The organism is Glycomyces arizonensis DSM 44726 (genome assembly GCF_000482705.1).
In the GTDB taxonomy this organism is placed as follows: Bacteria; Actinomycetota; Actinomycetes; order Mycobacteriales; family Micromonosporaceae; genus Glycomyces; species Glycomyces arizonensis.
The window spans coordinates 24,421-51,012 of sequence record NZ_AXWO01000035.1 but is presented as its reverse complement, the minus strand read 5'-3'; the positions used below and the strand labels follow the sequence as shown (position 1 = coordinate 51,012).

The 26,592-nt window shown below is 66.9% G+C and carries 25 protein-coding genes, 1 tRNA gene and 3 pseudogenes; 14 read left to right on the top strand and 15 right to left on the bottom strand.

The window, feature by feature from the left end; all coding sequences use genetic code 11:
• From H613_RS0119380 to H613_RS0119370, 3 genes are all read right to left on the bottom strand, one after another.
• Nucleotides 1–457 (bottom strand): transposase domain-containing protein (locus tag H613_RS0119380; RefSeq protein ID WP_169732028.1); only part of this gene is annotated, 457 nt, incomplete at its 3' end.
• 386 nt (nt 458–843) lie between these two features.
• Nucleotides 844–1,758: an NAD-dependent epimerase/dehydratase family protein gene (locus tag H613_RS0119375; RefSeq protein ID WP_026925090.1), complete on the bottom strand. Its 915-nt coding sequence runs from the start codon at nt 1,756–1,758 to the stop codon at nt 844–846.
• Nucleotides 1,755–2,153: a hypothetical protein gene (locus H613_RS0119370; RefSeq protein ID WP_026925089.1), complete on the bottom strand. Its 399-nt coding sequence runs from the start codon at nt 2,151–2,153 to the stop codon at nt 1,755–1,757. The genes H613_RS0119375 and H613_RS0119370 overlap by 4 nt, the downstream gene beginning before the upstream one ends.
• Nucleotides 2,154–2,262: 109 nt before the next feature.
• Between H613_RS0119370 and H613_RS0119365 the strand changes: the two genes are divergently transcribed.
• The 5 genes and pseudogenes from H613_RS0119365 (at nt 2,263) to H613_RS31085 (ending at nt 7,681) form a co-directional block, all read left to right on the top strand.
• Entirely contained in the window at nt 2,263–2,862 is a 600-nt protein-coding gene (locus H613_RS0119365) for a TetR/AcrR family transcriptional regulator (protein ID WP_026925088.1), read from the top strand.
• Nucleotides 2,863–3,014: 152 nt separating this feature from the next.
• On the top strand, nt 3,015–4,028 hold the full coding sequence (locus H613_RS0119360) for a hypothetical protein (protein ID WP_051393578.1): 1,014 nt from the start codon (nt 3,015–3,017) through the stop codon (nt 4,026–4,028).
• Nucleotides 4,029–4,184: 156 nt separating this feature from the next.
• Nucleotides 4,185–5,048 (top strand): IS5 family transposase, encoded by an 864-nt coding sequence (locus H613_RS0119355; RefSeq protein ID WP_026925086.1) that lies wholly within the window; start codon nt 4,185–4,187, stop codon nt 5,046–5,048.
• A gap of 59 nt (nt 5,049–5,107) precedes the next feature.
• A pseudogene (locus tag H613_RS30335) lies at nt 5,108–5,963 on the top strand (integrase core domain-containing protein); the annotation flags it as partial.
• A 911-nt stretch (nt 5,964–6,874) separates the two neighbouring features.
• A complete protein-coding gene (locus tag H613_RS31085) occupies nt 6,875–7,681 on the top strand; it encodes an SfiI family type II restriction endonuclease (protein WP_156926143.1) in 807 nt (268 codons plus the stop codon).
• Here the strand turns inward: H613_RS31085 and H613_RS30330 are convergent.
• Both H613_RS30330 and H613_RS31080 read right to left on the bottom strand, forming a co-directional pair.
• Nucleotides 7,637–8,914, bottom strand: a complete 1,278-nt coding sequence (locus H613_RS30330) for a DNA-methyltransferase (protein WP_084546779.1) — start codon at nt 8,912–8,914, stop codon at nt 7,637–7,639. The genes H613_RS31085 and H613_RS30330 overlap by 45 nt on opposite strands.
• Nucleotides 8,915–9,297: 383 nt before the next feature.
• On the bottom strand, nt 9,298–9,945 hold the full coding sequence (locus tag H613_RS31080) for a hypothetical protein (RefSeq protein WP_156926142.1): 648 nt from the start codon (nt 9,943–9,945) through the stop codon (nt 9,298–9,300).
• Between the two features lie 99 nt (nt 9,946–10,044).
• Here H613_RS31080 and H613_RS0119330 point away from each other — a divergent pair, with 99 nt between their 5' ends.
• Nucleotides 10,045–10,812 (top strand): helix-turn-helix domain-containing protein, encoded by a 768-nt coding sequence (locus tag H613_RS0119330; RefSeq protein WP_026925084.1) that lies wholly within the window; start codon nt 10,045–10,047, stop codon nt 10,810–10,812.
• Nucleotides 10,809–11,279 carry an NUDIX domain-containing protein gene (locus H613_RS0119325; RefSeq protein WP_026925083.1) on the top strand — a complete coding sequence of 157 codons (471 nt, stop codon included), beginning with the start codon at nt 10,809–10,811 and terminating at the stop codon, nt 11,277–11,279. The genes H613_RS0119330 and H613_RS0119325 overlap by 4 nt, the downstream gene beginning before the upstream one ends.
• Here H613_RS0119325 and H613_RS27770 read toward each other — a convergent pair.
• Both H613_RS27770 and H613_RS0119315 read right to left on the bottom strand, forming a co-directional pair.
• Nucleotides 11,267–11,833 (bottom strand): HD domain-containing protein, encoded by a 567-nt coding sequence (locus H613_RS27770; RefSeq protein WP_035738632.1) that lies wholly within the window; start codon nt 11,831–11,833, stop codon nt 11,267–11,269. The genes H613_RS0119325 and H613_RS27770 overlap by 13 nt on opposite strands.
• A 244-nt stretch (nt 11,834–12,077) precedes the next feature.
• The gene (locus H613_RS0119315) at nt 12,078–13,001 is read right to left on the bottom strand and encodes a replication-relaxation family protein (protein WP_169732027.1); all 924 of its coding nucleotides are present in this window, start codon (nt 12,999–13,001) and stop codon (nt 12,078–12,080) included.
• 509 nt (nt 13,002–13,510) lie between these two features.
• On the opposite strand from H613_RS0119315, the gene H613_RS31075 reads away from it, so the two are divergent.
• The gene (locus H613_RS31075; RefSeq protein WP_156926140.1) at nt 13,511–13,660 is read left to right on the top strand and encodes a hypothetical protein; all 150 of its coding nucleotides are present in this window, start codon (nt 13,511–13,513) and stop codon (nt 13,658–13,660) included.
• A pseudogene (locus H613_RS32820) lies at nt 13,657–14,712 on the top strand (recombinase family protein); the annotation flags it as partial. The gene H613_RS31075 and the pseudogene H613_RS32820, both read left to right, overlap by 4 nt.
• Nucleotides 14,713–14,745: 33 nt before the next feature.
• On the opposite strand, the gene H613_RS0119310 reads toward H613_RS32820, so the two are convergent.
• The 5 genes and pseudogenes from H613_RS0119310 to H613_RS27765 form a co-directional block, all read right to left on the bottom strand.
• The gene (locus tag H613_RS0119310; RefSeq protein WP_026925081.1) at nt 14,746–15,027 is read right to left on the bottom strand and encodes a hypothetical protein; all 282 of its coding nucleotides are present in this window, start codon (nt 15,025–15,027) and stop codon (nt 14,746–14,748) included.
• Nucleotides 15,028–15,274: 247 nt separating this feature from the next.
• A tRNA-Trp gene (locus tag H613_RS0119305) sits at nt 15,275–15,347 on the bottom strand.
• Nucleotides 15,348–15,427: 80 nt separating this feature from the next.
• Nucleotides 15,428–16,258: a MetQ/NlpA family ABC transporter substrate-binding protein gene (locus H613_RS0119300; RefSeq protein WP_026925080.1), complete on the bottom strand. Its 831-nt coding sequence runs from the start codon at nt 16,256–16,258 to the stop codon at nt 15,428–15,430.
• Nucleotides 16,259–16,290: 32 nt separating this feature from the next.
• On the bottom strand, nt 16,291–16,944 hold the full coding sequence (locus H613_RS0119295; RefSeq protein WP_026925079.1) for a methionine ABC transporter permease: 654 nt from the start codon (nt 16,942–16,944) through the stop codon (nt 16,291–16,293).
• Nucleotides 16,945–16,988: 44 nt separating this feature from the next.
• A pseudogene (locus H613_RS27765) lies at nt 16,989–17,705 on the bottom strand (methionine ABC transporter ATP-binding protein); the annotation flags it as partial.
• Nucleotides 17,706–17,931: 226 nt separating this feature from the next.
• Here H613_RS27765 and H613_RS0119285 point away from each other — a divergent pair.
• The 3 genes from H613_RS0119285 to nudC are packed head-to-tail and all read left to right on the top strand — an operon-like array spanning nt 17,932 to nt 21,418.
• Nucleotides 17,932–19,233 carry a M16 family metallopeptidase gene (locus tag H613_RS0119285; protein WP_035738631.1) on the top strand — a complete coding sequence of 434 codons (1,302 nt, stop codon included), beginning with the start codon at nt 17,932–17,934 and terminating at the stop codon, nt 19,231–19,233.
• Nucleotides 19,230–20,540: a M16 family metallopeptidase gene (locus H613_RS0119280; RefSeq protein WP_026925077.1), complete on the top strand. Its 1,311-nt coding sequence runs from the start codon at nt 19,230–19,232 to the stop codon at nt 20,538–20,540. The genes H613_RS0119285 and H613_RS0119280 overlap by 4 nt, the downstream gene beginning before the upstream one ends.
• Nucleotides 20,537–21,418 carry an NAD(+) diphosphatase gene (gene nudC / locus H613_RS27760; protein ID WP_035738630.1) on the top strand — a complete coding sequence of 294 codons (882 nt, stop codon included), beginning with the start codon at nt 20,537–20,539 and terminating at the stop codon, nt 21,416–21,418. Before H613_RS0119280 ends, nudC begins: the two co-directional genes overlap by 4 nt.
• Here the strand turns inward: nudC and H613_RS27755 are convergent.
• Together H613_RS27755 and H613_RS0119265 are read right to left on the bottom strand one after the other, a co-directional pair.
• Nucleotides 21,415–22,365 (bottom strand): EamA family transporter, encoded by a 951-nt coding sequence (locus H613_RS27755; protein WP_035738628.1) that lies wholly within the window; start codon nt 22,363–22,365, stop codon nt 21,415–21,417. The genes nudC and H613_RS27755 overlap by 4 nt on opposite strands.
• A 284-nt stretch (nt 22,366–22,649) precedes the next feature.
• Complete coding sequence (locus H613_RS0119265; protein WP_035738627.1) at nt 22,650–23,201, bottom strand: ArsR/SmtB family transcription factor; 552 nt, start codon at nt 23,199–23,201, stop codon at nt 22,650–22,652.
• 96 nt (nt 23,202–23,297) lie between these two features.
• Here H613_RS0119265 and H613_RS0119260 point away from each other — a divergent pair, with 96 nt between their 5' ends.
• Nucleotides 23,298–23,960: a hypothetical protein gene (locus H613_RS0119260; RefSeq protein ID WP_026925075.1), complete on the top strand. Its 663-nt coding sequence runs from the start codon at nt 23,298–23,300 to the stop codon at nt 23,958–23,960.
• Nucleotides 23,961–24,024: 64 nt separating this feature from the next.
• Here H613_RS0119260 and H613_RS0119255 read toward each other — a convergent pair whose 3' ends face one another.
• Entirely contained in the window at nt 24,025–24,270 is a 246-nt protein-coding gene (locus H613_RS0119255; RefSeq protein WP_026925074.1) for a mycoredoxin, read from the bottom strand.
• A 139-nt stretch (nt 24,271–24,409) separates the two neighbouring features.
• Between H613_RS0119255 and H613_RS0119250 the strand changes: the two genes are divergently transcribed.
• Nucleotides 24,410–26,581, top strand: coding sequence for an ATP-dependent DNA helicase UvrD2 (locus H613_RS0119250; RefSeq protein ID WP_026925073.1), 2,172 nt, complete (start codon nt 24,410–24,412; stop codon nt 26,579–26,581).
• The last annotated feature ends 11 nt before the right edge of the window (nt 26,582–26,592 follow it).

The window sequence follows — 26,592 nt, the reverse complement described above, 5'->3', positions numbered from 1 at the left end:
CCCAGACCGCTCCGAGCAGGGCGCGGGTCCCGGCCGCGACCAAAGCGACCAGGCGGATCTGTGGGTATCCGGCCCGGGCATGGCCGCCTGAATGCAGCCCGAACCGTTCGCGGTTGGCATCGGTGTCGGGAACATCGATCCCGGTGCCGTCGATCGCGCACACCAGCAGGCCCCGCCACCGCGCGGCCGCCGCGCCCGGCCCGGCCAGATGGCCGAACAGGGCCCGCAGCGGCGCGGTTCCGAGCCGTTTGCGCGCGTAATACAGCGCCGATCCGCTCGGCCGCGGCCCCGGCCCCAGGCCCGCGGTGAGCTTGTCCCACACCAGGCCCCATCCCAGATGCGCGAACAGCCCGCCAGCCAGCAGCAGATAGACGGTCACCCGAGCCGGGATCAGCCGCGTCCGATGCTGGGTCTTCCCGCACTCGGCGAGCACGGCATCGACCATCTCGAAGGGCACGATCCGGGTCAACTCCCCCAGATGCCCCGGAGCGAAAGCGCCACCAGCGGCACCGATGATGCGGGTTATGGCAGTATGAGAGGACAAGGGGCTCCTTGGAATGATGAACGTGTTGCGACACAACCGTTCTACCAAGAGCCCCTTCCCTCATGCCCACCAGTCAAAGCCAGGCTTGACACCCAGGCCACCGCACTAACTGAACGGCATTGGGCCTAGTACTGCTGCGGCACTTGGCGTTACTGGCTGCGAGGTTGGCTCGTTCTCTGGTCATGGAGGACGTGAATCTGGCTCCTTGGAGTGTGGAGTTCGAGGATCTGATGGGCCGGATCGGTCCGAGGTTCGCCAGGTCGGAGCCGCGTGAGCGGGCCCGGGACTACATCGTCGGGCTAGAGGCTTGCCGCGAGCCCTTCGCGGATCGAGGGGAACGCAGGAGCCCAGTCGAGGTCGTGCCTGGCCTTGGCGTTTGACAGCCTGATCCTGGTGGCGATCATGAGCGCGTGCAGATAAGGCAGGACGGCGAGTGCGGCGGCGGGCAGCGAGCCCGGGGCTGGTGCACCGGCGATCTCGGCCATGGTGCCGACGTAACGGCCGAAGTTGACCGGGTGGTCGTCGGCGATGTTGTACACGTGTCCCGGCCGTCCGCGTTCGAGTGCGGCGACGGTGGCCGAGGCCGCGTCATGCAAGTGAATCGGAGGGACGGTGCCCGCGCCGCGGATCACCGGGAGCCGACGCCGCATGACCAGTCCGAACAGCTTCCTGGTCATGGGTTCGGGGCCGTAGAACATCCCGTAGCGCAGCGCGATGCCGCCGGTGCCCAGGACCTGTTCCTCGTTGGCGCGCATCGAGCGCATGTGCCGATCGATGCCGCGGTGCCCGGTCGGCTCGGCGAAGGGATGCTCCTCGGTCAGCGGCTGCGCGCCATGGTCGCGATAGCCGTATCCGAGGAAGAACGACTGCGTGATGAAGCGCTCGGCCCCGAGAGCGGCGGCGACCCGCAGCAGGTTGGCTGTGCCCCGCTCGCGCAGGTCATCGGTGGCGTAGAGAGAGCGGTGGAACAGCGGCATCCCGGTGATCGCCGTCGCTTGGTGGACCACGGCGTCGGCCTGCTCACCGTCGAGCGCGCGCAGTAGGCCGTCCGCGTCCATCACGTCGGCGATGATGGGCCGGACTCCATTGGCCGCCAATCGGTCGGCGCCATCGGCGGACCGGGTCAGGCCGAGCACTTCGTGTCCCGCATCCCTCAGTTGCGGCACCATTGCGGACCCGATGGCGCCGGTCGCTCCCGCGAGCAAGACCTTCATGCGGAGGCCTCCTCGTCGGCGGGCTTGTTCCGCAGCGCCCGCAGCCTGACCGCCAGGCCGAGCGTGCCGATCGCCGACAGGACCAGCAGTATCCATGCGTCGCTCGCGTTGCCGCCCAAGTCAAGGTCTATCGCGTGGTTGAGGGCGTGGAACGTGTTGGTGAACACGAAGCCCGCCAGCACGACGGCGACGGCATCGCGCCACCACAGGGCGGCGAGCATCATCAGGCCGATGCCCATCTGGAACACGCCTGCGTCATGCAGGAAGTGCACGTGGTTCGGCCAGTTCGCCCACGCGGCGAAACGCTCCGGGGCCAGCCACGCCCATACGCCGGTCACCAGCATGGACAGTGCGGCGATCACGACGGCGAGGCTGACTGGCGGTCGTGTCTTCATGACACTCCTCCTAGGGGAGACGAACCGTATCGGTTCGTCAGCCTACTCCATCTGACGCACCGAGTCGACACGAACCGGTCCGTCTCTCCTTGGCGGTAGCATCGGGCGTATGCGAGCAGAGCGAAGCCCCGATCCCACCCGACGCAATCCCGAGTCGACCAAGGCGATCCTGGAGACGGCGCTCGCGCTCGCGCGGGACGAGGGGTGGTCCAAGGTGAGCATCGAGGGCATCGCCTCGCGGGCGGGAGTGGGCAAGCGGACGATCTACCGTTGGTGGCCCTCCAAAGGCGCGGTCGTGCTCGACGCCTACGCCGCGCGACTCCAAGACACGCCCTATATGAGCTCAGGCGCGACCGGCGACGGCGATCTGCGCGACGACCTGGCGCGCATGCTCAGGGAGACCTGGGACATGGTGAGCGACTCGCTGCCGCTGCTCGTCTCCCTCATCGGTGCGGCCCAGCACGACCCCGACCTGGCCAGTCGGCTCTGGGAGCGTCTCATCGGTCCCTCCAGCGAGCCGGTGCAGGAGCGGATCAAGCGAGCACAGGAGCGCGGCGAGATCGCACCGGACGCGGACCCCTTCCGCGCCGCCGAACTGATCTACGGCCAGATCTACCTGCGACTGCTCGTCACACCGAAGCCGATCGACACGGACTTCCTCGAAGACTGTGTCGATCTGGCGCTCCGGGGGCTTCGCGAACACAGCTGAACCCCCTCCATCCGCACCGAGCGATGCAGGGGCGGCGGGGTGCTCATCCGCTCGCGCAGCCGAACGGTTCGAGCCGGGCTCCCCCGCCCGGGGGAGCCGTATGGCTCGCCGGGGTGAGGACTGAGCATGTGCTGCCCGCAAGACTCGTCGCCATGAGCGACAAGGAGAACGAGCCGGCACTGGTCGGTTCGCACGTGTCACCGCGGCTGGTCCGCACCCGCCTGGTCGCGGGCTTCGCAGCTGCCGGGACGATGTTCCTGTACCTAGCGGTCAAGGTGGCATGGGTCATCGGCGCGCTCGCCGGAACCGTGCCGACAGCGTTCGAGGCGAACGTGCCCGCGTGGATCGCTCTCAACGCCGTCACCATCGGCATGGCCGCGTTCGGCGTGGCGCTGGGCCTGGCGCTCGCGCAGCCGTGGGGAATGCGGCTGCCGGCTGGGCTGGTGCTGCTCTTCGCATGGACCGCAAGCGGATTCCTCGTCTCCCTGCTGCCGTATTCGGCGCTCGCCGCGATCCTGAGCGCTGCCGGTGTCGGATCGGGTGGAGAGGACGGCACCGATACGAGCGGCGCATCGCTCCCCGCTTGGGAGACGGCCCTCATTTCGACCGGCTTCGCGGGCATGGCGATCGGACTTGTCGTCGCTGCCCCGATCTACATGCGTGAACGCTGGCCGCGCGCATTCACCGGCACGACCGCCGATGTCCGCCCGGCGGCGATCCGACCACGGCTGTCGGCGTTCGCACTGGCGGCAGCCGCCGTACCGACTCTGCTGTGGATGTATTGGGCGGCAGGCGGGATCGCCGGACTCAATCCCGCTGCGCGTGAACTGTGGGTGCTCGATTCGAGACTGCTCGTCGGCACCAGTGCCGTCTGGGCCTTGCTCGGGGCCTGGAGCGCTTGGACGTTGTCCGGGCGAGGCCGCCGGAGAGTGCCCCTGGGGCTGCCGATGACGGTCGGCTTCATCGCGTCGGGATCGCTCTTCGCCTGGAACACATGGAGGATCCTCTGGGCGCTACTGCCCATCACCGACCAGGAGCCGCTGCGAACACCGGCCGTCGCCGTCGCCGAGCACGGCACCGCGACGGCGGCAGGCATCGCGATGCTGGTCATCATCGTGCGTGCATACAGGAACAATTCCGTGTCTCCGAATCACCTCTCACGATGACTTCGTGGGAACAGCACGGCAGAGCCGCCGACCAGAACCGGCCCTGTGCCGTACGGCAAATAGGCCTGCCGCATGACCTAGGGCGTGTTTGAGAATTGAGAGAGCCTCCAGTTGGTTTTGTTGTGCTGCAACGAAACCTAATACTGAAGGCACTCAATGTCGAGGGTACCCGCTCATGCCCTACTCACCGACAACCAGTGGGCACACCTGCATCGATGGCTTCCGGCCCCTGCCGCGCTCGGACGCCCGATCACCCGACCACGCCGCGAACTGCTCAACGCGATCGCCTGGCGCGTCCGCACCGGCGCCCCATGGCGGTCCCTGCCAGCCGCTTTCGGGCCCTGGCAGACCGCCTACTGGCGCTTTCGCACCTGGCAGCTTGCAGGCATCTGGCCAATGCTGCTCAAAACCCTCCTGACCCTGCGCCACACCACCGGTCAACTGACCTGGACGGTCAGCGTCGACTCCACGGTGGTGCGGGCACACCAACACGCCGCCGGCGCCGGCCGACGGCCCGTACCCGGCGAGCCGGACGACCACGCCCCAGGCCTGTCGAAAGGCGGCAGGTCCACCAAAATCCATCTGGCCCTCGACACCAGCCAGAGCCCCTTGGCCATGACCCTCACCTCCGGCAGGGCCAATGACAGCCCACAGTTCCAGACCGTGCTCGACCAGATCAACGTCGCACGACACGGCCCCGGACGACCCCGAACCCAACCCACCCAAGTACTGGCCGACCGCGCCTACACCGCCCACAAACACCGGGTCTACCTGCGCGAACGCGGCATCAAGGCCGTGATCGCCGAGAAATCCAACCAGATCGCCGCTCGCAAGAAACGCGGCCGCCACAGCGGCCGCCCACCCGCCTTCGACTCCCAGGCCTACAAAGAACGCAACACCATCGAACGCTACTTCAACCGCCTCAAACGCTTCCGCGCCGTCGCCACCCGATACGACAAACTCGCCGTCCGCTACGAAGCCACCATCCAGATCGCGATCATCCTCGACTGGAAACCATAATTCTCAAACACGCCCCAGAGAACGAGCCAGCCTCACAACCGGTAACGCCAAGTGCCGCAGCAGGCCTAGTGGCACCCACCCCGAAGAAGCGCCCACGCTCCTCCTACATCCGCTTCGAAGCCGCCATGCCGGGCGGGTGCTGGCAGGCTGACTTCACCCACTACCGGCTCGCAGGCGGCGCCGATACCGAGATCCTCACCTGGCTCGACGACTGCACCCGCTACGCACTCTCCGTCACCGCACACGAGCGCGTCACCGGCCCGATCACCCAAGGCACCTTCAAAGCCGCCTGCGATCGGCATGGGATCCCGGCCTCGACTCTCACTGACAACGGCCTGGTCTTCACCACCCGCCTCGCCGGCGGCCGCGGCGGCAAGAATGCCCTCGAACACGAACTCGCCCGCCTCGGCGTCACCCAGAAGAACTCCCGACCGAACCGGCCCACCACCTGCGGGAAAGTCGAACGCTTCCAGCAGACGATGAAGAAGCACCTCGCCGCGCAGGCCTCGCAACCGGCCACGCTCGCCGAGCTCCAGGCACTCATCGACGCCTTCTGCAGCGAATACAACGAGCGCGGGCCCCACCGGTCGCTCCCGCATCACGCCACCCCCGCCGCGATCTACACCACCAGGCCCAAAGCCCCCCGGCGACCTCACCGCAACCACCGCTCCAGGCCGCGTCCGCACCGACACCATCGACAAAGCCGGGTCGGTCACCCTGCGCCACAACAGGAAACTCCACCACATCGGCATCGGCCGCATCCACGAAGGCACCCGCGTCCTGCTCATCGTCGAAAGCCTCGACATCCGCGTCCTCAACGCGACCACCGGCGAAACCCTCCGCGAGCTCACCCTCGACCCGGCCTGTGACTACCAACCCATCGGCCGACCCAAAGGCCCCACCAGACTTGCATAGCAAAACAGGCCGAACCCTCGCAGGTTCGACCTGTTTCCGATGTCTTGATACATCACAATGCAGGCCTCATCGAGGCCTATGGGAACCTGTTTCCGCAGGTTACGGCTCTGCACACCCGCCTGACCTCGCCGACCAGTGCCTAACCTGGGAACTCGGCACTGACTCCACCACCAGGGCTCACCTCACCGCCAGCGGAGCCCGAGAGCATCCTCCCGGCGGCGAACTGTCCGAGCACGTGCTGAGCTGCCCCCGAGGCGGATGGTCGACCAAGCTCAACCGGGCAGTCGACAGAGTCGGGTACCCGCTCGCCGCGACTGTTACCGCCGGTCAGACGCATGACGGCTCGCACATGTTCCCGTTGCTGGAGACCATCGCCGGTCCCCGGCTCGGCGGCGGCTGCGCCCGGTAGCCCCGATCAGGGTCCTCGCCGACCCAATCGCACCTGGCTGCGCAGTAAGCAGATCAAGACGACCATCCTGAACTGGCCGACCAGATCGCCGGACGCCAACGGCGCGGGGCTCAAAGCTTCCGACCGCTCACGTTCGAAGCTGGCCGGCATCGCTGCCGTTCTAGCATCGAACGTGCCATAGCCCATCTCAAACAGCACCGCGTCGTCGCGACCCGGTACGACTGTCCGATACCTGGCCACCGTTCACGTCGTCATCATCAACTGGCTCCGCGATACACAACACGGCCACGTTTCTTACTCTGCTGTACCACCGCGATCCGATCACGGTCGAAGCGGGTTGATTCTGGCCACTTCGTGGTCACCGCCGCCGCCCTGGGTGGCCAGACTGAGCACGCTTGCCACCGGGCTGGGCACGCGTACTCAGATTGAATGAGGCTCGAGTTCTCGGGTATCTTTGAGGAAACTCACTGGCGCGCGGTTTCGAAGACAGGGGCTCCCTAGGGTGATTCAAAACTACCATGAACTCTCTGATCGAGAGCTTGAGATGTTTGAGAAGCAAACGCTTCGAACAATTGTACAAGCTCTACAGCAGTACTCGCGTGAAGCTAAAGATATTTTCGACAATGCTATGGCCTCATCAAGTAATGAGGTGATTGTACTTGCAGAGGACTTGGTCCAATATGCACTCGAGGTTGCCGAAGTTTTTCCAATGAACAAGCGATTTGCCGGATTTATTGATTACAAACGCGCGAGATGGAGTCCATTCGTCTCGGGTCTCATGCCTCAGGTCTTGCTAGTCGATGCGAAGGCTTCGAAGGAAAATAATCGAGACACATTGCAAAGGTCGCAACTTCCAATGGACGCCGAATTTCGAAAATCGGATGGTTCAATTGGGAAGCTCGCCGCAGGAGTTCCTGGTCATCTTGAGATTCCATCGGCGACATCGGAGCCGATATACGCGGTAACCACAACTATTCTAGTTCACTATTATTATAAGGATAATTTGACCGGAATGCCGCCGTTTCGCGATCTACAGTCGATCTATGTGCTGGCAGTTCCACACGGTCGCTTGAAAGATCGATACAATCCCGATCCTGATACCACGTTTTTTGGAGAGGGTAAGCATTCCTCTGCGAGAAATGAAGATCCTCGAATTCGTGTGTACTTCTCTAGATTGAAGAAAGCGTGCCCCTGGAGACTCCAGGAATTGAAATTCCTCCCAGGGCATGATTTCTCCTCCCCCCGGTGGAGAGAAGGTGAATCACTAGAAGAGGAGATCTTGTTGCCTTTCTCGTACCTGCCCCGGTGAAGCAGAAACTCTCAGGTATTCTCTCATATATTCGGCCTTGAGGTCGACACCAATGAAGCGCCCACCAAGTTTGCGTGTTGAGAGTCCCGTGGTTCCACTTCCCATAAAGGGATCAAGACACGAACCGTTGGCGGGGAGTGTTGCTTGGAGTGTGAAGTCCGCAAGCTTCTGAGGCATGACTGCGAAATGGTCTGCACTGGATGCTGCAATTGCCACATCCAATACATCCCCCGGATTCTTCCCCATCGGATGGTTTCGAAAGACGTTGTCTCCGGTTTCAGTCTCCATAGCTTCATCGTATTCATCATCGAGCTCAAGAAGAATCTGAAGCTTTTGCCAAACATCGGGTGGAGGGAGGCGTGAACCGATTCTATCTGTTCGAAAATAGTGGCGAGTTCGCTCAAATGGCAGCTCTAGTTGTTCGGCTACCCATTTGATTGATTTTCCCGTCTCTTTAAGTGCTGCCTTGAGGTATCCCGCAAGCTCTACGGGATCAGGTGCGTTCGGACGTCGTTGAACACTTTTGATTCCATCGATGGTGGCACGATGTCGTGGAGAATTGAGCCATTTGCGTAGCTCGTCTTTGCCTTGGGCCTTGCCTGTCGCGTTACCTGATTCGGCACGGCGACGTTCAATGGAATCATCGGTTTGATGAGGAATCCGGACTCGATCGAGGTTGAAGTAATAGTGCTCTGATTTTGCAAGCAGGAATATCGGCTCCCATGTATTCGTGAGCCTGTCTTTCACGCTGGATGGCATTGCGTTGGTCTTTCTCCAAATCGCCGCGTTGCGAATCCACCAGCCATCTTCCTGTAGTGCAATTGCTACCCGAAAGGGTATTAGAGAAAGTTGCTTGCTTCGCTTCCAGCCTGTCCGTGGGGGTTTCCCGTTAACGGTGACAGAGCGACTATAGTAGCTATCGCCGATATTGAGCCAAGCGGTTCCGTCATCTGCAAGTGTTCTGTAAACTTCCCGAAAGACCTTGACTATTTTCTCCACATAGTCTTCCGCTTCGTCTTCCAAGCCAATCTGATCTGCATGACCATAATCGCGAACGGACCAGTAAGGGGGCGAAGTCAGAACAGTGTTTACACATGAATCTGGAATTTGAGACATCGCCTCGAAGATGTCGGACTCGTAAAGTGCATAATCGTCGCCAGCAAAGGTCGCATTGCTCTTGATGGCGGGCCAGTCATCGAGGCCTGCAGGTTGGCCAAGGTTACGATTACGCATGGTAGGTAGGGTACCCTGCACCCCCGACAACACGTGGCAACGCCTCACCTAGATGTGGGTTTACACTGCCAGTCTGCCTTCCAGGGCTGTGACCTTGCCCGATGAGTTGAAGTAGGGCATCGCTGGACGCACCGAAGCTGGCGGCCGTGCTGGTTAGCGCGTCGAGGGTGGCGTCGTTTTGGGGAAGGGCGTGGCTGCGAACGGACCGACCTTTGGTTAGGTGGTCTGAGATTGTGGTGAGCTTGAGCATCTTTGGCTCCTTACGAAAGTTCGTTGAGTGAGACGGGCGGGACGAGTTGGAGGGATCACGTTCAGCCCGTCGGGCCCACGTCTTGGGGGCGGGGCACGCCGCCCACCCGGCGTGCCCCGCAGAAGGGAGAAAGCTAGAGGCGGCCTTCGGTCGCGGCTTGGGTCAGGATCGCCTCGGACTCGCGCCGCCAGCGGCGCTTGCGGTCTTCAGGCGTCGACTTCCAGCCGGGGCGGGGTGCCAGGCCGCAGATGCGGCCATTCTCGTGGAGGAGATCGGCCACGGGAGCGAGGCCTCCGGTCACGTTGATGACGCTGAGGATCGCGTGCTCGGGTGCGAGCGTTGGTTCGACGGCGAACCGGAAGCCGTCGATGTTGAAGGTGCCGAGGACGCTGGGTGGGAGTTCGGCTTTGAGCGCTGGAGGCTCGCCGGCATGGCGGGCAGCGATGAGTGCCGTGATTTGGCTGCGCTGTTGGGACTTCCACGCGTCGGTTTGCTCGGTCCAGAGGCCCTCCCAGCGGACCTCGCGGACCACCCCTCCTGCGTGGAGTGCGCGACCGATCTTCACCGGCTGGCCGTGGTTCGACAGCCATACGGAGGCGTAGCCGGTTCCTGGTCGGGCCAGCAGCGTGAGTCGGTTTCCATTGTCTGTCAACCACTCTCCGAGCACTTCTGACTTGACCGTCCCGGGTTGTGTTGCGGGTTGCGCCATCATCGGTCTCCCTTCATCCGATCGGATGGTTTCGTCTACGCCGCCCGGCCTTGACCTGGTGAAAAACGGCATACAAAGGATGGTGCTTGACAGACGGGGACGTTAGAACTACACAATGGGACGCGAAAAGACGTCCTCCGCAACTGAACTCGTCCCTGGTCGGGAGTCCTCATGCCGAACGAGAGATTGAAAGACGCCATGCAGGCCGCGGGGGTTACGCCCGAGGCTCTGGCTGAGGAGCTCGAGGTCGATGCCAAGACGGTGCGGCGCTGGATCAGCACGGGGCGGACGCCGTACCCGCGGCACCGTTCGGCCCTCGCTGCGATGCTTGACGAGACCGAGGAGTACCTCTGGCCGAACATCGATACCGCTGAGCGGCAGACGCACGTCTCGCAGTCGGAGGTGATCTGCACCTACCCGCGCCGGTTCCAGGTTCCAAGCGACCTCTGGCGGAGGCTGTTCGACAACGCTACTGAGCGGATCGGCATTCTCGTCTATGCAGGGCTCTTCCTGCCTGAGCATGATCCCGACCTGATCGACGCGCTGAAGGCGAAAGCGGAGGCGGGTACCAAGATCACGGTGCTGCTGGGCGATCCCGACTGCGACGCCGTCGCCACTCGAGGACGCGAGGAAGGCATCGGTGAGGCGCTTGCCGCCAAGATTCGCAACGTCTTGTCCTTCTATGAGAAACTGCGAGAGATCGAGGGCGTCTTCGTGGGGTTCCACACTGCGACGTTGTACAACAGCGTCTATCGGTATGACGACGAGATGCTGGTCAACACGCATCTCTACGGGTTCCCAGCCGCCCATGCCCCCGTACTGCATCTGCGCAGGCTCGCAGGCGGGACCCTGTTCAACTCATACGCCGACAGCTTTGATCGGGTCTGGTCCGCGTCTCGCGATGCCTGGACTGGCGGTCATGGGAAGGTGAGGCCATGAGCCGTATCGACCACATCAACAACCCTGATGCTCCAGAGCCCAACAGCGTTGTGCCGTCAACGGTCGCCTTCGTGACTGATGACGAAGGCCGGGTGCTGCTCATCCAACGCTCCGACAATGGCGACTGGGCTCTGCCGGGTGGCGGCCATGATCTCGGTGAGCGCATCGCGGACACAGCTGTGCGAGAGACCAGGGAAGAAACTGGGATTGACATCGAGGTCACCGGGATCATCGGGTTGTACACCGATCCCGGTCACCTCATCGAGTACGGGGATGGCGAAGTTCGCCAGCAGTTCTCAATCGCATTCCGAGGCAGGCCGATCGGGGGCCAGTTTGCTACGAGTGCTGAATCGGTCCGCGTTGCCTGGATCGCGCCTGAAGAGCTTGACGGTCTCCCGATTAACCCGTCCATGCGGATGCGCATCGCTCATGGTCTGCAGCAGTTGGCGGAACCCTACATCGGTTGAGATGGCGGGAACAGGGCCTCAACCCGCTTCGCCACTTCGTCGAAGGTTCCGGCGCTTCGGTCAATGAATTCCCGAACTACTGAGCTCGGCCCGTAGCGCTCGCGAACCTCCTCGACGCGCTCCTGGACCGAGAAATCCTGGCCATCCGGGCCGGTAGTCAGGTCGCAGAACCACAGCAGGTCAGTAACAGGGGAATCCTCCCGATCAAATTCGGCGAGGAGGTCGGCGTCGAGACCACGCAGCTCAGCTTCTACGACGGCGTTTGTGTGGTGAGCGACGAGCGCCGCTACTCGGTCTTCGAACTTGATCGACCGCAGCCATCGGGCCCCGTCGAGCGGGTGAAAGCCGGTTTCCGTGACCATGGGCGCGTACCCGACGTCATGGAGTACTGCGGCGGCTACGAGGGCGTGTCGGTCGCGCTCAGCGGGCAGCAGCGGGGCGAGACGCTCGGCCTTCGCGGCTACCGCGGTGACGTGCCTCCACCGGCGCGGCAGCGATTCACTCAGCTCCCGCTCGGCGAGCGCCCGCGCTGCGTTGACCAGACCCGTCTGCACCCGCCGATCCTAACCATGGGACCCGGGAATAGGTAGTTCTGGAGAGGATACGAAGCAGCCCAAGGGGAACGGGGAGGTTCCAGTCAGCGGGCCGGACGGCCCACCCCTTTCTTTTTGCCTGGGGGATATGTATATGTCGGGCTGGCCAGTAACCGCGAACTCTGCCATTGACCTGCGCATACGTCGGGCGGTCGGAGTTCGCTAGCGGCTGGGGCAGTCCGCGATCCTGCCTTGGGGTCGACCATCAGGGGTCAACCTCCGGGTCCCAATCCCAAACGATCGGCCGATTCGCGATCTCCTCGGAAATCTCGGGCAGCTCCCCGAGGCTGGCTGGCAGGTCGCGGCCGAGCACGTTCCAGCGCGGGTCGTCGAAGGGATCGGGGAACGTCTCGGGCCTGGTAAACGTACGCTCGGCTGAGGTCGCGGCACTGACGGCGACGGTGAGCTTGCTGAGGCGGGTATTGCGGAGATGGCTCTCATCCCACAGCTCAGTGACCAGCGGCAGGAGGTTCGCCAGTCGGCCGGCGGTAGGAACCTCAATCAGCAGTACCGCCTTTTCGTAGTGATGGTTCGAGACGTGCTGTTTGTAGCTCGAGACCTTGGCGGCCAGGCGTTGCAGCGTCTCGGTGCCCCGGTCGTGCTCGAACCAGAACCAAAGCTGACGTCCGTCGTTCCAGGTGAGGGTGACACTCGCGTCGGAACGCATGCCGCTATAGGCGCTGTATGGCTCGAACTGCCAGTCGACTTCGACATCGCCCCGGGAGCGGGCAGCGCGCATGAGGCGGCAGTAGAACGCGTTGATGCCCTCGGTGTGGGGACGATGCGCGGAGAGGAAGTGCTGTTGGGCCTTGAATGCCGCGTTGGCCTTGGTCGGAGGCTTCTCGTCGGTGCGCATCGCATGGAGGTACTGCCCGCGCCAACCCAGGACGTAGCGGTAGGCGCGGCTGGAGGGATTGCGCCATCGCGACAGGATGCCCATCTCGTACAGGGTCAGAAGGCGAGCTGCCGCTGAGTGGGCTGAGGGGAAGAACAGTGCCTCAAGCATCCCGGCGGTCATGATCTTGTGGCGTGCGAGGGTCTCGATGATCGCGAAGTCACGCTCCATCAACCGACCAGCGATCTCGTCGAAGTCTCCGGTGTTCTTGCCTGGGGTACGCCTAGCGGCCAAGCTGCACCTCCCATCTGCTCGCGCGCTGAGCAATCTCTCGAGTCGACCTGATCAGCGCGGCAGGAGGACTCATAGGGAAAGAACATCGAGTAACCGGTCTTGAGGCGAGCGCCTGCGCACCTGGCGGTTACCGGCGCCGCTGCCTTCGGAAAAAACGTTCGAGGGGCGGTTACTGCCTTGCGATGCTGGGGCGGTTACTGACCGAGCTGCAGCGAACGTGAGCAGTAATTAACTCGGAGTGATTCATGCTGTAAGATGGTTGGTCACCAGAGCTGGATTCGCGATGCCGGTGAGACACCCGTTGTGGAACACCGCACCTCATCACTCGTCTTTTTCCTGCCCTTTTCGCGGCGCTTCCCGCACCTGATCCGGAGTCGGTTCCTCCGTTCGGAGCCCCGTACTCCGGGGTGCTTGATGGCCCCGTGGAGTCGGCCTACCGTGGCATCAACCCGCCGCTACCCCGGTGCCGGGCGGTGACTGCCATGGGTGCCGGAGACATCAGGATTCGCGTGGTCGGAGAACTGCGTGAGGAATTCGACGTTCGATCGCTCGCCGCGACGCTAGTCGACGCTGCCCTTGCGATCGCCGAGCGTGATGACGAGTCCGAACGTGTGGCGGGCTGTACCGATGACGACGATCGGAAGGCCGACGGTTCATGAGTGAAACCAGCAAGAAGAAGCGAGCGGTGCTGTACCTGCGGGTGTCCTCCCGCAGCCAAGTCGACACCGACTATGACCCCGAGGGGAACTCCATTCCAGCGCAGCGCAAAGCCTGCCTGCGGAAGGCTGAAGAGCTCGGGATGGAGGTCGTAGAGGAGTACGTCGAGCCAGGTCGATCGGCGATGACGGTCGATGGGCGACCGAAGTTCCAAGAGATGATGGCGCGAGTCAGGAACAGCAAGGACGTCGATGCGATCGTGGTCTACGCCCGCTCGCGCATGCACCGCGACACCACCGACGCGGCGATCACTCGCCGGGAGCTTCGGAAGCTCGGTGTGCAGTTGGTCTCGATCATGGATTACACCGAGGACAGTTACATCGGCGACTTGGTGGCCGCGATCCTCGACGGCGTCAACGAGTACCAGTCCCGCGCGTCCGGCGCGGACGTCGCCTACAAGATGGCCGCGAAGGCGTCCCGTGGCGGCATCCCCGGTATTGCTCCGCTCGGATATCTGAACGTGGGGGAGAGGATCGACGGCCGCGAAGTGCGGACAGTCGCCGTCGATGCCGAGCGAGCGCCTTTCGTCGTAACGATGTTCAAGCTCTACGCAACAGGGCGCTACGGCTTCAAGGACCTCCAGCGCGCGGTGACGGAGGCGGGGTTGCGGACTCGCCCGAGGAAGGATGTGCCCAACGGTCGGCCGGTGACCATCGAGACCATCGGCCGACTGCTCCGCGACCGGCGGTATCTCGGACGAGTCGTGTTCAAGGGCAAGGAGTACGACGGCCGGCACGAGCCGTTGGTCAGCCAGGAGTTGTTCGACCGGGTCCAGGACGTGCTCGTCAACCAGCGTGGCGCTGGCACTCGTGAGCGCGTCCACGACCATCCGCTGAAGGGGCTTCTGTGGTGTGCAAACTGCCGCACGCGCTTCTACCTCGACACGGTGAAGAACCGGCGCGGCATCGTGTACTCGTACTTCCTATGCAGCGGCAAGGCAGGAAAGCACTGCCAGACGCCCAGGATGCCTGTCGCGAAAATCGAGGCTGCGGTCGCCGCGCACTATGCGACCTTGAATGTCCCGCCATCAACTGCGGCAGAACTTCGGGCCGCTATCGACAAGGCGCTGCGGGAGAAGGGCTCGCTGTCGGCTTCGCTGAGGCGGAACCTGGAGGCCGAACACGACCGGCTGGTCAGCCAACAGGACCACCTGCTCGATCTGGTCGGGAACCCTGAATGGCCGCAGGACCGGCTCGAAGTCAAGATGCGGCGGGTCCGCGATGAGCTGGCGGCAATCGATGAACGTCTGGCTGAGGTTGGCGAAACCAAGGTGGAGCGTGCTGGCGAGGCGATCGCGATACTGCTGCAACTGCTGGATGATCCTCGGCGGCTGCTAAGGACGGTGCCAGAGGATTTCCACAAGACCTTCCACAGGTCCTTCTTCAAACGACTGTTCGTCTACGTCGATGAAGCGACCGGCGAGCCAAAGGTCAGCGCCGATGAGATCCGGTCGCCGTTCACGCCCCTGCTGCCCGAGCAACGCAGTCATTTGGGGCCCGAAATGACGAACACCGGGCCGTTCATCACGGCCCGGTGTTCGGATAATGCTGGTCTTGCAGGGGCGACAGGACTCGAACCTGCAACCCTCGGTTTTGGAGACCGATGCGCTACCAATTGCGCCACGCCCCTTCGCCAGACCCGTTGCCCGGCCTGGCCGCAACCATCTTACGTGTCGCGTCCTGGCCGGTGCAACCGGGTTGGGCCGGGCCTCAGGAGGCCGGGATGACCGATCCGTCGGTGTAGGTCTGCTCGATGAACTGCTTCACCTCGTCGGACTGGAGCAGCTCGGCGAGCTTGAGGACGTCCTCGTTCTCGGCGTTCGCGGCCGTGGTCACCAGGTAGTTCGCGTACGGGTTGCCCTCGGCGGACTCGCTGTACAAAGCGTCCTCGGCCGGGCTCAGGTCCGCTTCGAGCGCGTAGTTGCCGTTGATGACCGCCGCGTCGACGTCCTCGAGCGTGCGCGGCAGCTGCGGCGCCTCGACGGGCACGATCTCGAGGTTCAGCGGGTTCTCGGCGATGTCGTCCTCGGTGGCCACGGTCACGTCCACGCCCTCGGCGAGCGTGATCAGGCCCGCGTCGGCCAAGAGGGCGAGCGCCCGGCCGCCGTTGGAGGCGTCGTTCGGGATCGCCACCTGCGCGCCCTCGGGGAGCGTCTCGAGGGTGTCGACGCTGCTGGAGTACAGCGCGAGCGGCTCGATGTGCACCGGCGCGATCTCGGTCAGGTCGGTGCCGTGCTGCTCGTTGAACTCCTCCAGGTAGGGGAGGGTCTGGAAGTAGTTCGCGGTCACCGAGCCGTCCTCGGTGGCCGGGTTGATCTGCGCGTAGTCGCTGAACTCCTCGATCTCGATCGTGAGGTCGGCGTCCGCGGCGAGTTCGTCGCTGATGAACTGGAGGATCTCGGCGTGGGGGACGGAGGTCGCGGCGACGGTGACCGTCCCGTCGGTCTCGGCCGGCTCGTCCGAGTCGGAGCCGCAGGCGGTCAGGGCCAGCGCGGTGGCGGCGGCGATGGAGGCGCCCGCGAGGGCACGACGAGTGGACATGGTTTTCTCCTTGTGGGATGGGAATTACTGGTTTATCGGCGGTCGAGGGTGCGGGCGCACCGGTCGCCGAGGATCTGGAACAGCTGCACGAGCACGACGAGGATCACCAGCGGCCAGATCATGTACGCGGTCTCGAACCGCTGGTAGCCGTAGCGGTAGGCCAGGTCGCCCAGCCCGCCGCCGCCGACGATCCCGGCCATCGCCGAGTACGAGACGACCGCGACGAGCGTCACGGTGAAGCCCCGGATGAGGCCCGGCGTCGCCTCGGGCAGCACCACGCGCCACACCAGGGCCGTCACGCCCGCGCCCATGGACCGGGCCGCCTCGATGAGGCCCGGCTGGACTTCGAGGAGCGCGGATTCGACCAATCGCGCGTAGAACGGGATCGACGCCACCGCGAGCGGCACGATCGCCGCCTCGGTGCCGATCGTGGTGCCGGTCAGGGCCCTGGTCAGCGGCACCACCGCGACCATGAGCAGCACGAACGGCGCGCTGCGGCCGACGTTGACCGCCAGGCCCAGCGGCGCGTTCACCGCGGCCAGCGGACGGGGCCCGGTCTTGGAGGTGACGTAGAGGACCGTGCCGAGGAGCAGGCCGCCCAGCAGCGTCCAAGCGCCGGAGACGCCGACGATGTGGAGGGTCTCCCAGAACGCCTCGGTGAGGTGCTCGCCGAGCCGGTCGTTCATCGCACGGCCTCCTCGCCGAGCAGGCGCGCGGCCAGGCGCCGCGCCGAAGAACCCAGGCGCGTGGCCGGGTCGGCCAGGAGCTCGGGCACCGGACCGGTCTCGGCGAATCGCCCGGCCTCCATCACCGCGGCGCGGTGGCAGATCCGGGTGATGACCTCGAGTTCGTGGGTGATGAGCAGGACCGTCAGCCCGAGCTCGCGGTTGAGCCGCGCGAGCAGGTCGAGGATCTCGTCGGTGGTGTCGGTGTCGAGCGCGCTGGTGGCCTCGTCGGAGAGCAGCACCGCCGGTTCGGCGGCCAGGGCGCGGGCGATCGCCAGGCGCTGGCGCTGCCCGCCCGAGAGCTGCCCGGGGTAGGCGCGGGCCTTGTCGGCCAGGCCCACCAGGTCGAGCAGTTCGAGCGCTCGGGCGCGGCGCCGGGCGCGGGGGGTGCGCGCCAGGCGCAACGGCAGCGCCACATTGGACGCGGCGTTGCGGTTGGACAGCAGGTTGAAATGCTGGAAGATCATCGCGGTCTTGGCGCGGGCGGCCCGCAGCTCGCGCCCGGACAGGGCGGTGAGCTCGGCCCCGTCGACGCGGACGGTCCCCGCGTCGGGCCTGGTGAGGAGGTTGACGGTGCGCAGCAGCGTCGACTTGCCGGCGCCGGAGCGCCCGAGGATGCCGAAGATCTCGCCCGGCTGGACGTCGAGGTCGACGCCGTCGAGCGCGACGGTGTCGCCGAAGCGCTTGCGCACGCCGGACAGGCTGATGCTGGGCTCAGACATGGGAGGAAGGATCGCTTTCGCTGTGGGTTCGCTGCCGCTTCGGGGCGCGGCGGACGTGGGGGCCCTCAGCGGCCGCACATTCGGCAGCACGAGGCCGCGGCGCGTCGCGCGTCGCGGTGGCGGGTCGTGTGCTGCCTGTTCACAGTTCGCAAGTGAAGCAGGTGCACGCGCGGGATCCAAGTTTCTGTGATCAACAACGCGCGGTCGCGTGAGATAGGGTCTGGCCATGACTGTTGCGACGATTCCCGCACCGGCGTTCGCGATCGAGACGTTCCGCCTCGACAACGGACTGCGGGTGGTCCTGGCCCCCGACCCCGGCGCGCCGGTGGTCGGCGTGGCGGTGGTGTACGACGTGGGCATGCGCTCGGAGCCAGAAGGCCGGACCGGATTCGCGCACCTGTTCGAGCACATGATGTTCCAGGGCTCGCACAACGTCGGCAAGGCCGAGCACATGCGCCACGTCCAGTCCGCGGGCGGCACGTTCAACGGCTCGACCCACATCGACTACACCGACTACTTCAACCTGCTCCCGGCCAACGGCCTGGAGCTGGCCCTGTTCCTGGAGGCCGACCGCATGCGGGGCCCGGCCATCACCGAGGAGAACCTGGAGAACCAGGTCAGCGTCGTCAAAGAGGAGATCAGGGTCAACGTCCTCAACCGCCCCTACGGCGGCTTCCCCTGGCTCAAGCTCCCGCCGGTCATGTTCGACACCTTCCCCAACGCCCACGACGGCTACGGCTCCTTCGGCGACCTGGAGGCCGCCACCGTCGACGACGCGCAGGCGTTCTTCGACGCCTTCTATCCGGCCTCCAACGCCGTCCTCTCCGTCGCGGGCGACTTCGAGCCCGAGACCGCCCGCGCCCTGGTCGAGCGGCACTTCGCGGGCGTCGAGGCCCGCACCGCGCCGGTGCTGCCCTCCTTCGCCGAGCCGGACCTGACCACCGAGCGCCGCGAATCCTACGTGGACGAACGCGCCACGCTCCCGGCCGTCGCCATGGCCTGGCGCGTCCCCGACCCGGTGACCGAACTGGCCGACTTCCTGCCCTACGTCGTCCTCGGCGAACTGCTCACCGACGGCGACGCCTCCCGCCTGGTCGAGCGCCTCATCCACCGCGACCGCACCGCCACCGCCGTCGCCGCCCACGCCACCTTCATGGCCGAGCCGTTCGCCTCCAGAGGCCCCACCGCCCTGCTCATACAGGCGTTCCTGCCGCCCACCGGCGACGCCGACACCGTCATGGCCGCCGTCGGCGAAGAGCTCGCGCGCGTCGCGGGCGGCGTCGACGAGGCCGAGCTCGGCCGCATCAAGGCCCGCGTCGCCGCCCAGCTGCTGCGCAGCGACGACTCGGTCATGGGCCGCGCCCGCCGCCTCGCCACCGCCGAGGTCTTCCACGGCGACGCCCGCTACGCCACCCGGTTCGCCACGCTGCTCGGCGAGGTCACCGCCGAGTCGGTCGCGCGGGCCGCCGAGGCCATGACCCAGAACCGCCGCGCCGTCATCGAAGTCGTTCCCGGAGGAAACCAGTGAGCACCGCCGTTCCCGGCCTCGCACCGGAAGTCCCGCTCGCCCTGCCGACGCCGGTCGAGCGCGTCCTGCCCAACGGCCTGTCGGTGACGCTGGTCCGCCGGCCCGGCGTCCCGATCGCCGAAGTGCGGCTGTCGATCCCCGCCGCGCACGCCGACCTCGCCGTCGCCGACGTCCTGTCCGCGGCCCTGTTCGCCGGCACCGAGTCGGCGACGATGACCGAGATCGCCCAGCGCCTCCAAGGCGTCGGCGGGAGCCTGGGCGCCGGGGCCGACCCCGACCGGCTCGCCGTCTCCGGCACCTGCCTCGCCAGCGGACTGAGCGAACTGCTCGACATCCTCGGCGACATCCTCGTCGCCGCCGACTACCCCGAGGCGCCGCTCGCCGTCGAGCAGTCCCGCATCATCGACGGCCTCTCCGTCGCCGAGCAGCAGCCCGACTTCCAGGTCTCCCGCGCGCTCGACGCCAGGCTGTGGGGCGACCACCCGTACGGCCACCAGCAGCCGACCGCCGCCGAGGTCGCCGCCGTCGTACGCGACGACGTCCGGGCGCTCCACGCCTCCCGCCTCCACCCGGACGGCTCGCGCCTGGTCATCGTCGGCGACATCGACCCCGACGCGGCCCTGGCCGCCGTCGAGAAGTCGCTGGCCGCCTGGAACGGCTCCGGCGAGCCGCGGCACATGGAGCCGCTGCCGAGCCTCGTGCCCGGCCCGGTCGTCCTGGTCGACCGGCCCGGATCGGTCCAGTCCGCGATCCGCATCGCCTACCCGGCCGTCGGGCGCACCCACGACGACAACGCCGCCCAGCACCTGGCGAACCTCATCTACGGCGGGTACTTCACCTCGCGCCTGGTCATGAACCTGCGCGAGACCAAGGGCTACGGCTACTCGCCAAGATCCAGAGTGGACCACTCGCCGGCCGGATCGGTGCAGCTCACCAGCGTCGACGTCGCCACCGAGGTGACCGCGCCCGCGCTCGCCGAAGTCGTGTCCGAGCTGCGCGGCATGGCCGAGCGAGCCCCGGACGAGGCCGAGCTCGACCTGGCCCGCCGCTACGCGCTCGGCTCGGTCAAGCTCGCCACCGCCACCCAGTCCGGCATCGCGAACTACACGTCCGCGCTCGCCGCCTGCGGCCTGCCGCTGTCATGGCTCGCCGAGCACTCCGAGCGGCTGCGCGCGGTCACCCCGGCCGACATCAAACGCGTCGCCGCCGAGCGGATGAGCCCCGACGGCGCGGTCACCGTCGTCCTCGGCGACGGCGCCGAGGTCACCGGGCCGCTGTCCGAGACCGCCGAAATCGAGGTCCTGTGAACCGCCCGCCGTTGGCGGTCGAGGCGCTCGACCGGCACGCCGAGCACCGCTGGGAACCCGACTGGCTCGCCGACGCCTGGACCCGGGCCCAGATCGTCGCCTGCGACCCCGAGGCCGACCGCATCGACGCCGACGAAGACGGCCTGCACTACCACGACGCCGAGACCGCGCCCGAAGGCGAGCGCGTCTACCTCGGCGGCGAGGACCCGCCCGTGTTCGCCGTCATCACGGCCGTCCCCGACGGCCTGCGCACCCGCTGGATCGGCGGCCACTGGGACCGGCGCGACCTCGCGGTCGCCGTCGAGGCCATCGCGATGATGCACTGGCGATCGGCCTACCGCTACCATCCGACGACCGGGGAGGCGCTCGCCCCGGCCCAGGCGGGATGGGAGCTGGAGACCGGTGCGGGCGACCGCGTCTTCCCGCGCACCGACCCGGCCGTCATCGTCCTCATCGACGACGGCGCCGACCGGGTCCTGCTCGCCCAGCACCAGCGCTACGGCGGCGCCAAGCCGCCGCAGGGGTCGGTGCGGCGCGCCGCCCGCTACGCGTGCATCGCCGGGTTCGTCGAACCGGGCGAGTCCGCCGAGGCCGCCGTCCACCGCGAGGTGGGGGAGGAGACCGGCCTCAAGCTCGACCGGCTCGCCTACGTCTCCAGCCAGCCGTGGCCCTACCCGCGCTCGCTCATGCTCGCCTACCGGGCGAGCGCCGACCCGAGCCAGGAGGTGCGCGTCCAAGAGGACGAGATCGTCGACGCCCGCTGGTTCACCAGGGAAGAGGTGCGCCGCATGTGGATCGAGACCGATGAGGACACGCCGAGCGCGATACGGATCTCGGTGGCCCGCTTCCTCATCGAGGGCTGGCTCGCCGAAGGCTAGACCACCGCTTCGGTGAGCTGCTCCTCGGCGGGGGCGCGGCGCTTCGCGACGGCCCGCTGGGCGGTGACGACCCCGGCGACGACGACCAGGCCGCCGACGATCTGCGGCCCCGTCAAAGCCTCGCCGAGCAGCAGCCACGCCGACAGCGCGGCCACGACGACCTCGGCGTACCCGAGCGCCCCGGCCACCGGCGCGGACAGGAACCGCAGCCCGGTCAGGCCGAGCACGTACGCGACGGCGGTGGAGGCGACGAGCGCGACGAGGCTGACCACGCTGGTGGTCTCCAGGCCGCCGAGCGACACCGGCGAGGACAGCGACGCCCAGTCCAGCGCCCACGGCGCGGCCAGCGGCGCGAGGGCGAGGGCCCCGACGGTGAAGCCGACGGCGAGCATGACGCGCACGTCGACCTTCGCGGTGAGCCGCTCGCCGGAGAGGAAATAGGTGGCCTGGCAGGCCGCGGCGGCCGACCCGGCCAGTAGCCCGACGGCGTCCAGCCGCAGGCCCGACCAGACCTCGACGACGATGCACAGCCCCGCGAGGCTGAGCAGCGCGCCGATCACGGCGGCGCGCGGCAGGGGGCTGCGGCGCACGAACCGGACCCACGCGACCACGACGATGGGGCCCATGAACTCGAGCAGGAGGGCGATGCCGACCGGGAGGCGCTCGACGGCGATGAAGTAGCAGGCCTGGACGCCCGCGACGGCGGTGAGCCCGAACAGGACCAGCGTCGCCAGCGGCGGCCTCGTCCCGCCGCGGCGCAGGCGCAGCAGCGGCCAGGCAGCGGCGGCGACGGCGATGAGGCCGACGCCGACGATGCGCAGCCACGTCACCTGGACCGGTTCCAGGCCCGACTGGATGACGGTCTTCCCGAACGGGCCGCAGACGCCGAAGAACACCGACGACAGCATGATCAGGGCGACGCCGAGGGCGGCTCGGGGCGACGACATCGGGCGGCTCCTCATGGCGGGCGGGGGCGACGGCCTTGGCCGGGAACGGGTTCGGGGCGTCCGTCGCGCTGGCGGATCCGGGGCAGAGAAAAGGCCCGGGACGGATCCATCCCGGGCCTGAATGCTTGGCTGCCACCCCTCGAAGCAGCCAAGCAAGCTTGACGACTCAACTATAGAGCATGTTACCGGCTCTGTGTCCTAAACGTGACCATAGTCTCGGCATGTGGCACAAGTCAAGCGCCGGGCTCGACTTTTCCCGCGTCCCGGTGCGCCGCAGCAGGGCCTCACACCCGCGGATCGGGGAAGGCGTACCAGCGCACGACCACCGGGACGGCGCCCTCGGGCGCGTCCTCCGGAGGATGGAGGTAGCGGTGCAGCAGGGCGAGGTACTCGTCGTGGAACGCTTGGAGCTCCGCCTTGGTCGCGTACCCGCCCGAGCGCGAGCCTTGAGCGGCGTCCCGGTCGCGCTCGGCGATCTCGTAGCCGAGCTGCAGCAGTTCGAGGTCCTCGGCCATCATCGAGCGCCGCAGCGCCGCGGCGGCCAGGCGGTCGTCCTCGGACAGCGAGGCCGGAGCGGGCATCCGCCGGTCGCCGCGCACGACGCCCCACCAGCGCTCGCGGCCCTTGGCGCGCTCGGGGATCTCGCGCACCAGCCCCGCGTCGGCGAGCACCCGCAGGTGGTAGCTCGTGGTGCCGGTGCTCTCGTCGACGGCCCGGGCGATCGTGGTCGAGTTCCCCGGCCCGTGGACGCCGAGGTGGTGCAGGATCTTGCGGCGCAGGGCGCTGGAGAGGGCCTTCAAGGCCGCCGGCGAGTGTTCGATGGGCGCCTGGGACATCACTCGATCATAGGCGGACGGCGGAGGCGGGTCGGGCGGCGAAAAGGTTGCAGAAAAATACTTGCATAAAAAATTCTGCAACTATACGCTCGAGGCGTGACCACCAAGAACCCGAAACTCACCCGTGCCGCGGGCGCCTCCCTCGTCCTCGCCCCGATCGGCGTCCTGCTCGGCTGGGCCGCCATGCGCCTCGGCGGCGAAGGCGGCGGCGAACCGTACTGGACCATCGCCCACCTGATCTGGCTGCCCGGCTACCTCATGCTCGTGGTGGGGTTCGCCGGGATCCACCGGACCATCGGCGCCCGCAGCCTGGCCGGGCGCCTCCTCGCCGGATTCGCCCTCGCCTTCACGCTCATCGGCGGTGCCGCCGTCACCGCGCAGATGATCGTCGACCTGTGGAACGGATTCGCCACCGCCACCCCGGCCGAGATGAGCGCGCACTCCGACCAGGTCACCGCCAACCCCCTCGTCGAAGCGGCGGTCTACTCGGTCGTCCCGTCCCTGCTGTTCCTCGGCCTGGTGATCCTGTCCATCCAGGCGGCCGCGCTGCGCCGCGTCCCCGCCCTCACGGCCGTCCTCGTCACCGCCGCCATCGCGATCGGCGCCGGCGAGGCCGCCGTCGAACTGCCCTACAGCGGCAACATGCTCCTCACCGCGATCGTGCTCTGGATCGCGCTCGCCCCCGTGGGGCGCCGGATGCTGCGCCAGGACGAACCCGCTTCGCCCGAAACGAACGCGGCCCCCGCCACCGTGCGGTGACAGGGGCCGATGCGCGTCAGATGTGAGAAAGGGACCGCGTCGATGGGGCGCGGCCGTCCCGGCCTCAGACGCCGAGCGCCGCCTTGATCTGGCTCACACTCGGGTTGGTCAGCGCGAACTCCTCGCCCGACGGGGCGGTCCCCCGCACCGTGGGCACGGTCTGGTTGCCGCCGTTGACGCCCATGACCCACTCGGCGGCCTCCGGATCGTCCTCGATGTTGACCTCCTTGTACAGGACGCCCTCCCGATCGAGCCCGATCTTCAACCGCTTGCAGTAACCGCACCACGTGGTGCTGTACATGGTGATCATGGATCCTCCTTCGTCATGAACCCTAACGCCGTGCGCGCCCGCGGCATTCCGCGCGCAGCCGCGCGAGACGTGGCGGCGCGCACACCCCGCCGCGGACGGGGCCCCGGGTCCTGTCACAGGGCTCTGCGACACTGTCGGGGTGACTTCGCGCGACCGGGAACTCGATCACCTCCTAGCCGATCTCGACCCTGAGCAGCGCGAGGCGGTGACCGCCGACGCCGGGCCGGTGTGCATCCTCGCGGGCGCCGGCACCGGCAAGACCCGCGCCGTCACGCACCGGATCGCTTGGCGCGTAAGGCGAGGCGACCTGCGAGGCCAGCACGTCACCGCTGTGACCTTCACCGCGCGGGCCGCGGGGGAGATGCGCGACCGGCTGCGCGGGCTCGGCGTCACCGGCGTCAACGCCCGCACCTTCCACTCCGCGGCGCTGCGGCAGCTGCGCTACTTCGGCGCCCGGCACTTCCGCGGCGGCATGCCCGAACTGGTCGACTCCGCCCTCAAGTTCGTCGCCATCGCCGCCGCCCGCACCGGACTCAAGACCTCCCGCGCCAAGAACTTCGACCTCGCCACCGAGATCGAATGGGCCGCATCGTCGCTGATCGGCCCGGACGACTACGCCGCGACCATCGCGAAGCTCGGGCGCGACGCCCCCGCCGCCCCCGAGGACGTCGCCAAGGTCTACGCCGCCTACGTCGAGGGCAAGCAGCGGGCCGGGCTGATGGACTTCGCCGACGTCCTCGCCCACACTGCCGACATGATCGGCGAGGACGAGGCCGCCGCCGACCGGATCCGCAGCCAGTACCGGTTCTTCGTCGTCGACGAGTACCAGGACGTCACCCCGCTCCAGCAGCGGCTGCTCGACGCCTGGCTCGGCGACCGGGACGACCTCACCGTCGTCGGCGACGCCAGCCAGACCATCTACTCCTTCACCGGCGCCACCTCGCGGTACCTGCTCGACTTCACCCGCCGTTACCCCGACGCCGCCCTCGTGCGCCTGGTGCGCGACTACCGGTCCACGCCGCAGGTGGTGGGCCTGGCCAACAGCATCATCGGCGAATCGAAGGGCCGCGAGGCGGCGATGCGGCTCGAACTGATCGGCCAGCGCCCGTCCGGGCGCGAGGTGTTCGCCGAGACGTTCAAAGACGAGGCCGAGGAGGCCGAGATGGTCGCCCGGCGCTGCTCGCAGCTCATCGCCGACGGCACCAGCCCCTCGCAGATCGCGGTGCTGTACCGCACCAACGCCCAATCGCAGGCATATGAGGAGGCGATGGCCTCCTACGCGGTGCCGACCGTGGTGACCGGCGCGGCGCGGTTCTTCGACCGGCCCGAGGTGCGCCAGGCCGTGGTGGCCTTGCGTGCGGCGGCCAAGAACGACATCGGCGAGCTGCCGCTGGCCGAGGCCGTCCCGGCGGCGCTGGAGGCGGTCGGCTGGCGGCCGGGCGCGGCGCCCTCCGGTGGGGCGCAGCGCGAGCAGTACGAGGCGGTGGCGGCCCTGGCGGGACTCGCCGATCAGTTCGCAAGGCAATACGAGGCAAGCCGCGAAGACGAGAGCACGGCCGACTCCGAAGGAGAAGACCGAGGCCCGACCCTGGAGGAGTTCTGCGCCGAGCTCGGCCGCCGAGCCTCGGAGCAGCACGCCCCCGCCGTCGAAGGGGTGACCCTCGCGAGCCTGCACTCGGCCAAGGGCCTGGAGTGGGACGCGGTCTTCCTCGTCGGCCTGGCCGACGGGACGCTTCCGACGACGTTCGCCCGCACCGACGAGGCCCGGGAGGAGGAGCGGCGGCTGCTGTACGTGGGCATCACGCGCGCCCGCGAATGGCTGCAACTCTCATATGGGCTGTCGCGCAACCCCGGTGGGCGCGAACGCAAGCTCAGCCGCTTCCTGGCCCCGCTCGGGCTCGGCGGGTTCCCCCGCGCGCCGGAGCCCTCGGCGGCCGGTCCGCGCCAGCGGACCAAGAAGCCCGCGAAGGTGCTCGACTGCTCGGGCTGCGGCAAGCCGCTGACCGACGCGCGCGACCGCAAGCTCGGACATTGCGCCGACTGTCCGGCGACAATGGACGAAGAGCTGTTCGAGCGGCTGCGGGAGTGGCGCGTCACCATCGCCAAGGAAGGCGGCAAGCCGGCCTTCACGGTCTTCACGGATGTGACCTTGATCGCCATAGCGGAGCGCTGTCCGGCATCCGACACTGAGCTCGCCTCCCTCCACGGCATCGGCAAATCCAAACTCGACAAGTACGGCCCCGCGGTGTTGTGCCTGGTCAACGGCGGCACTGTCGAGGAAGCGGTTGCGGTCTCAAGTGACGGGAACTGACACCGATGATC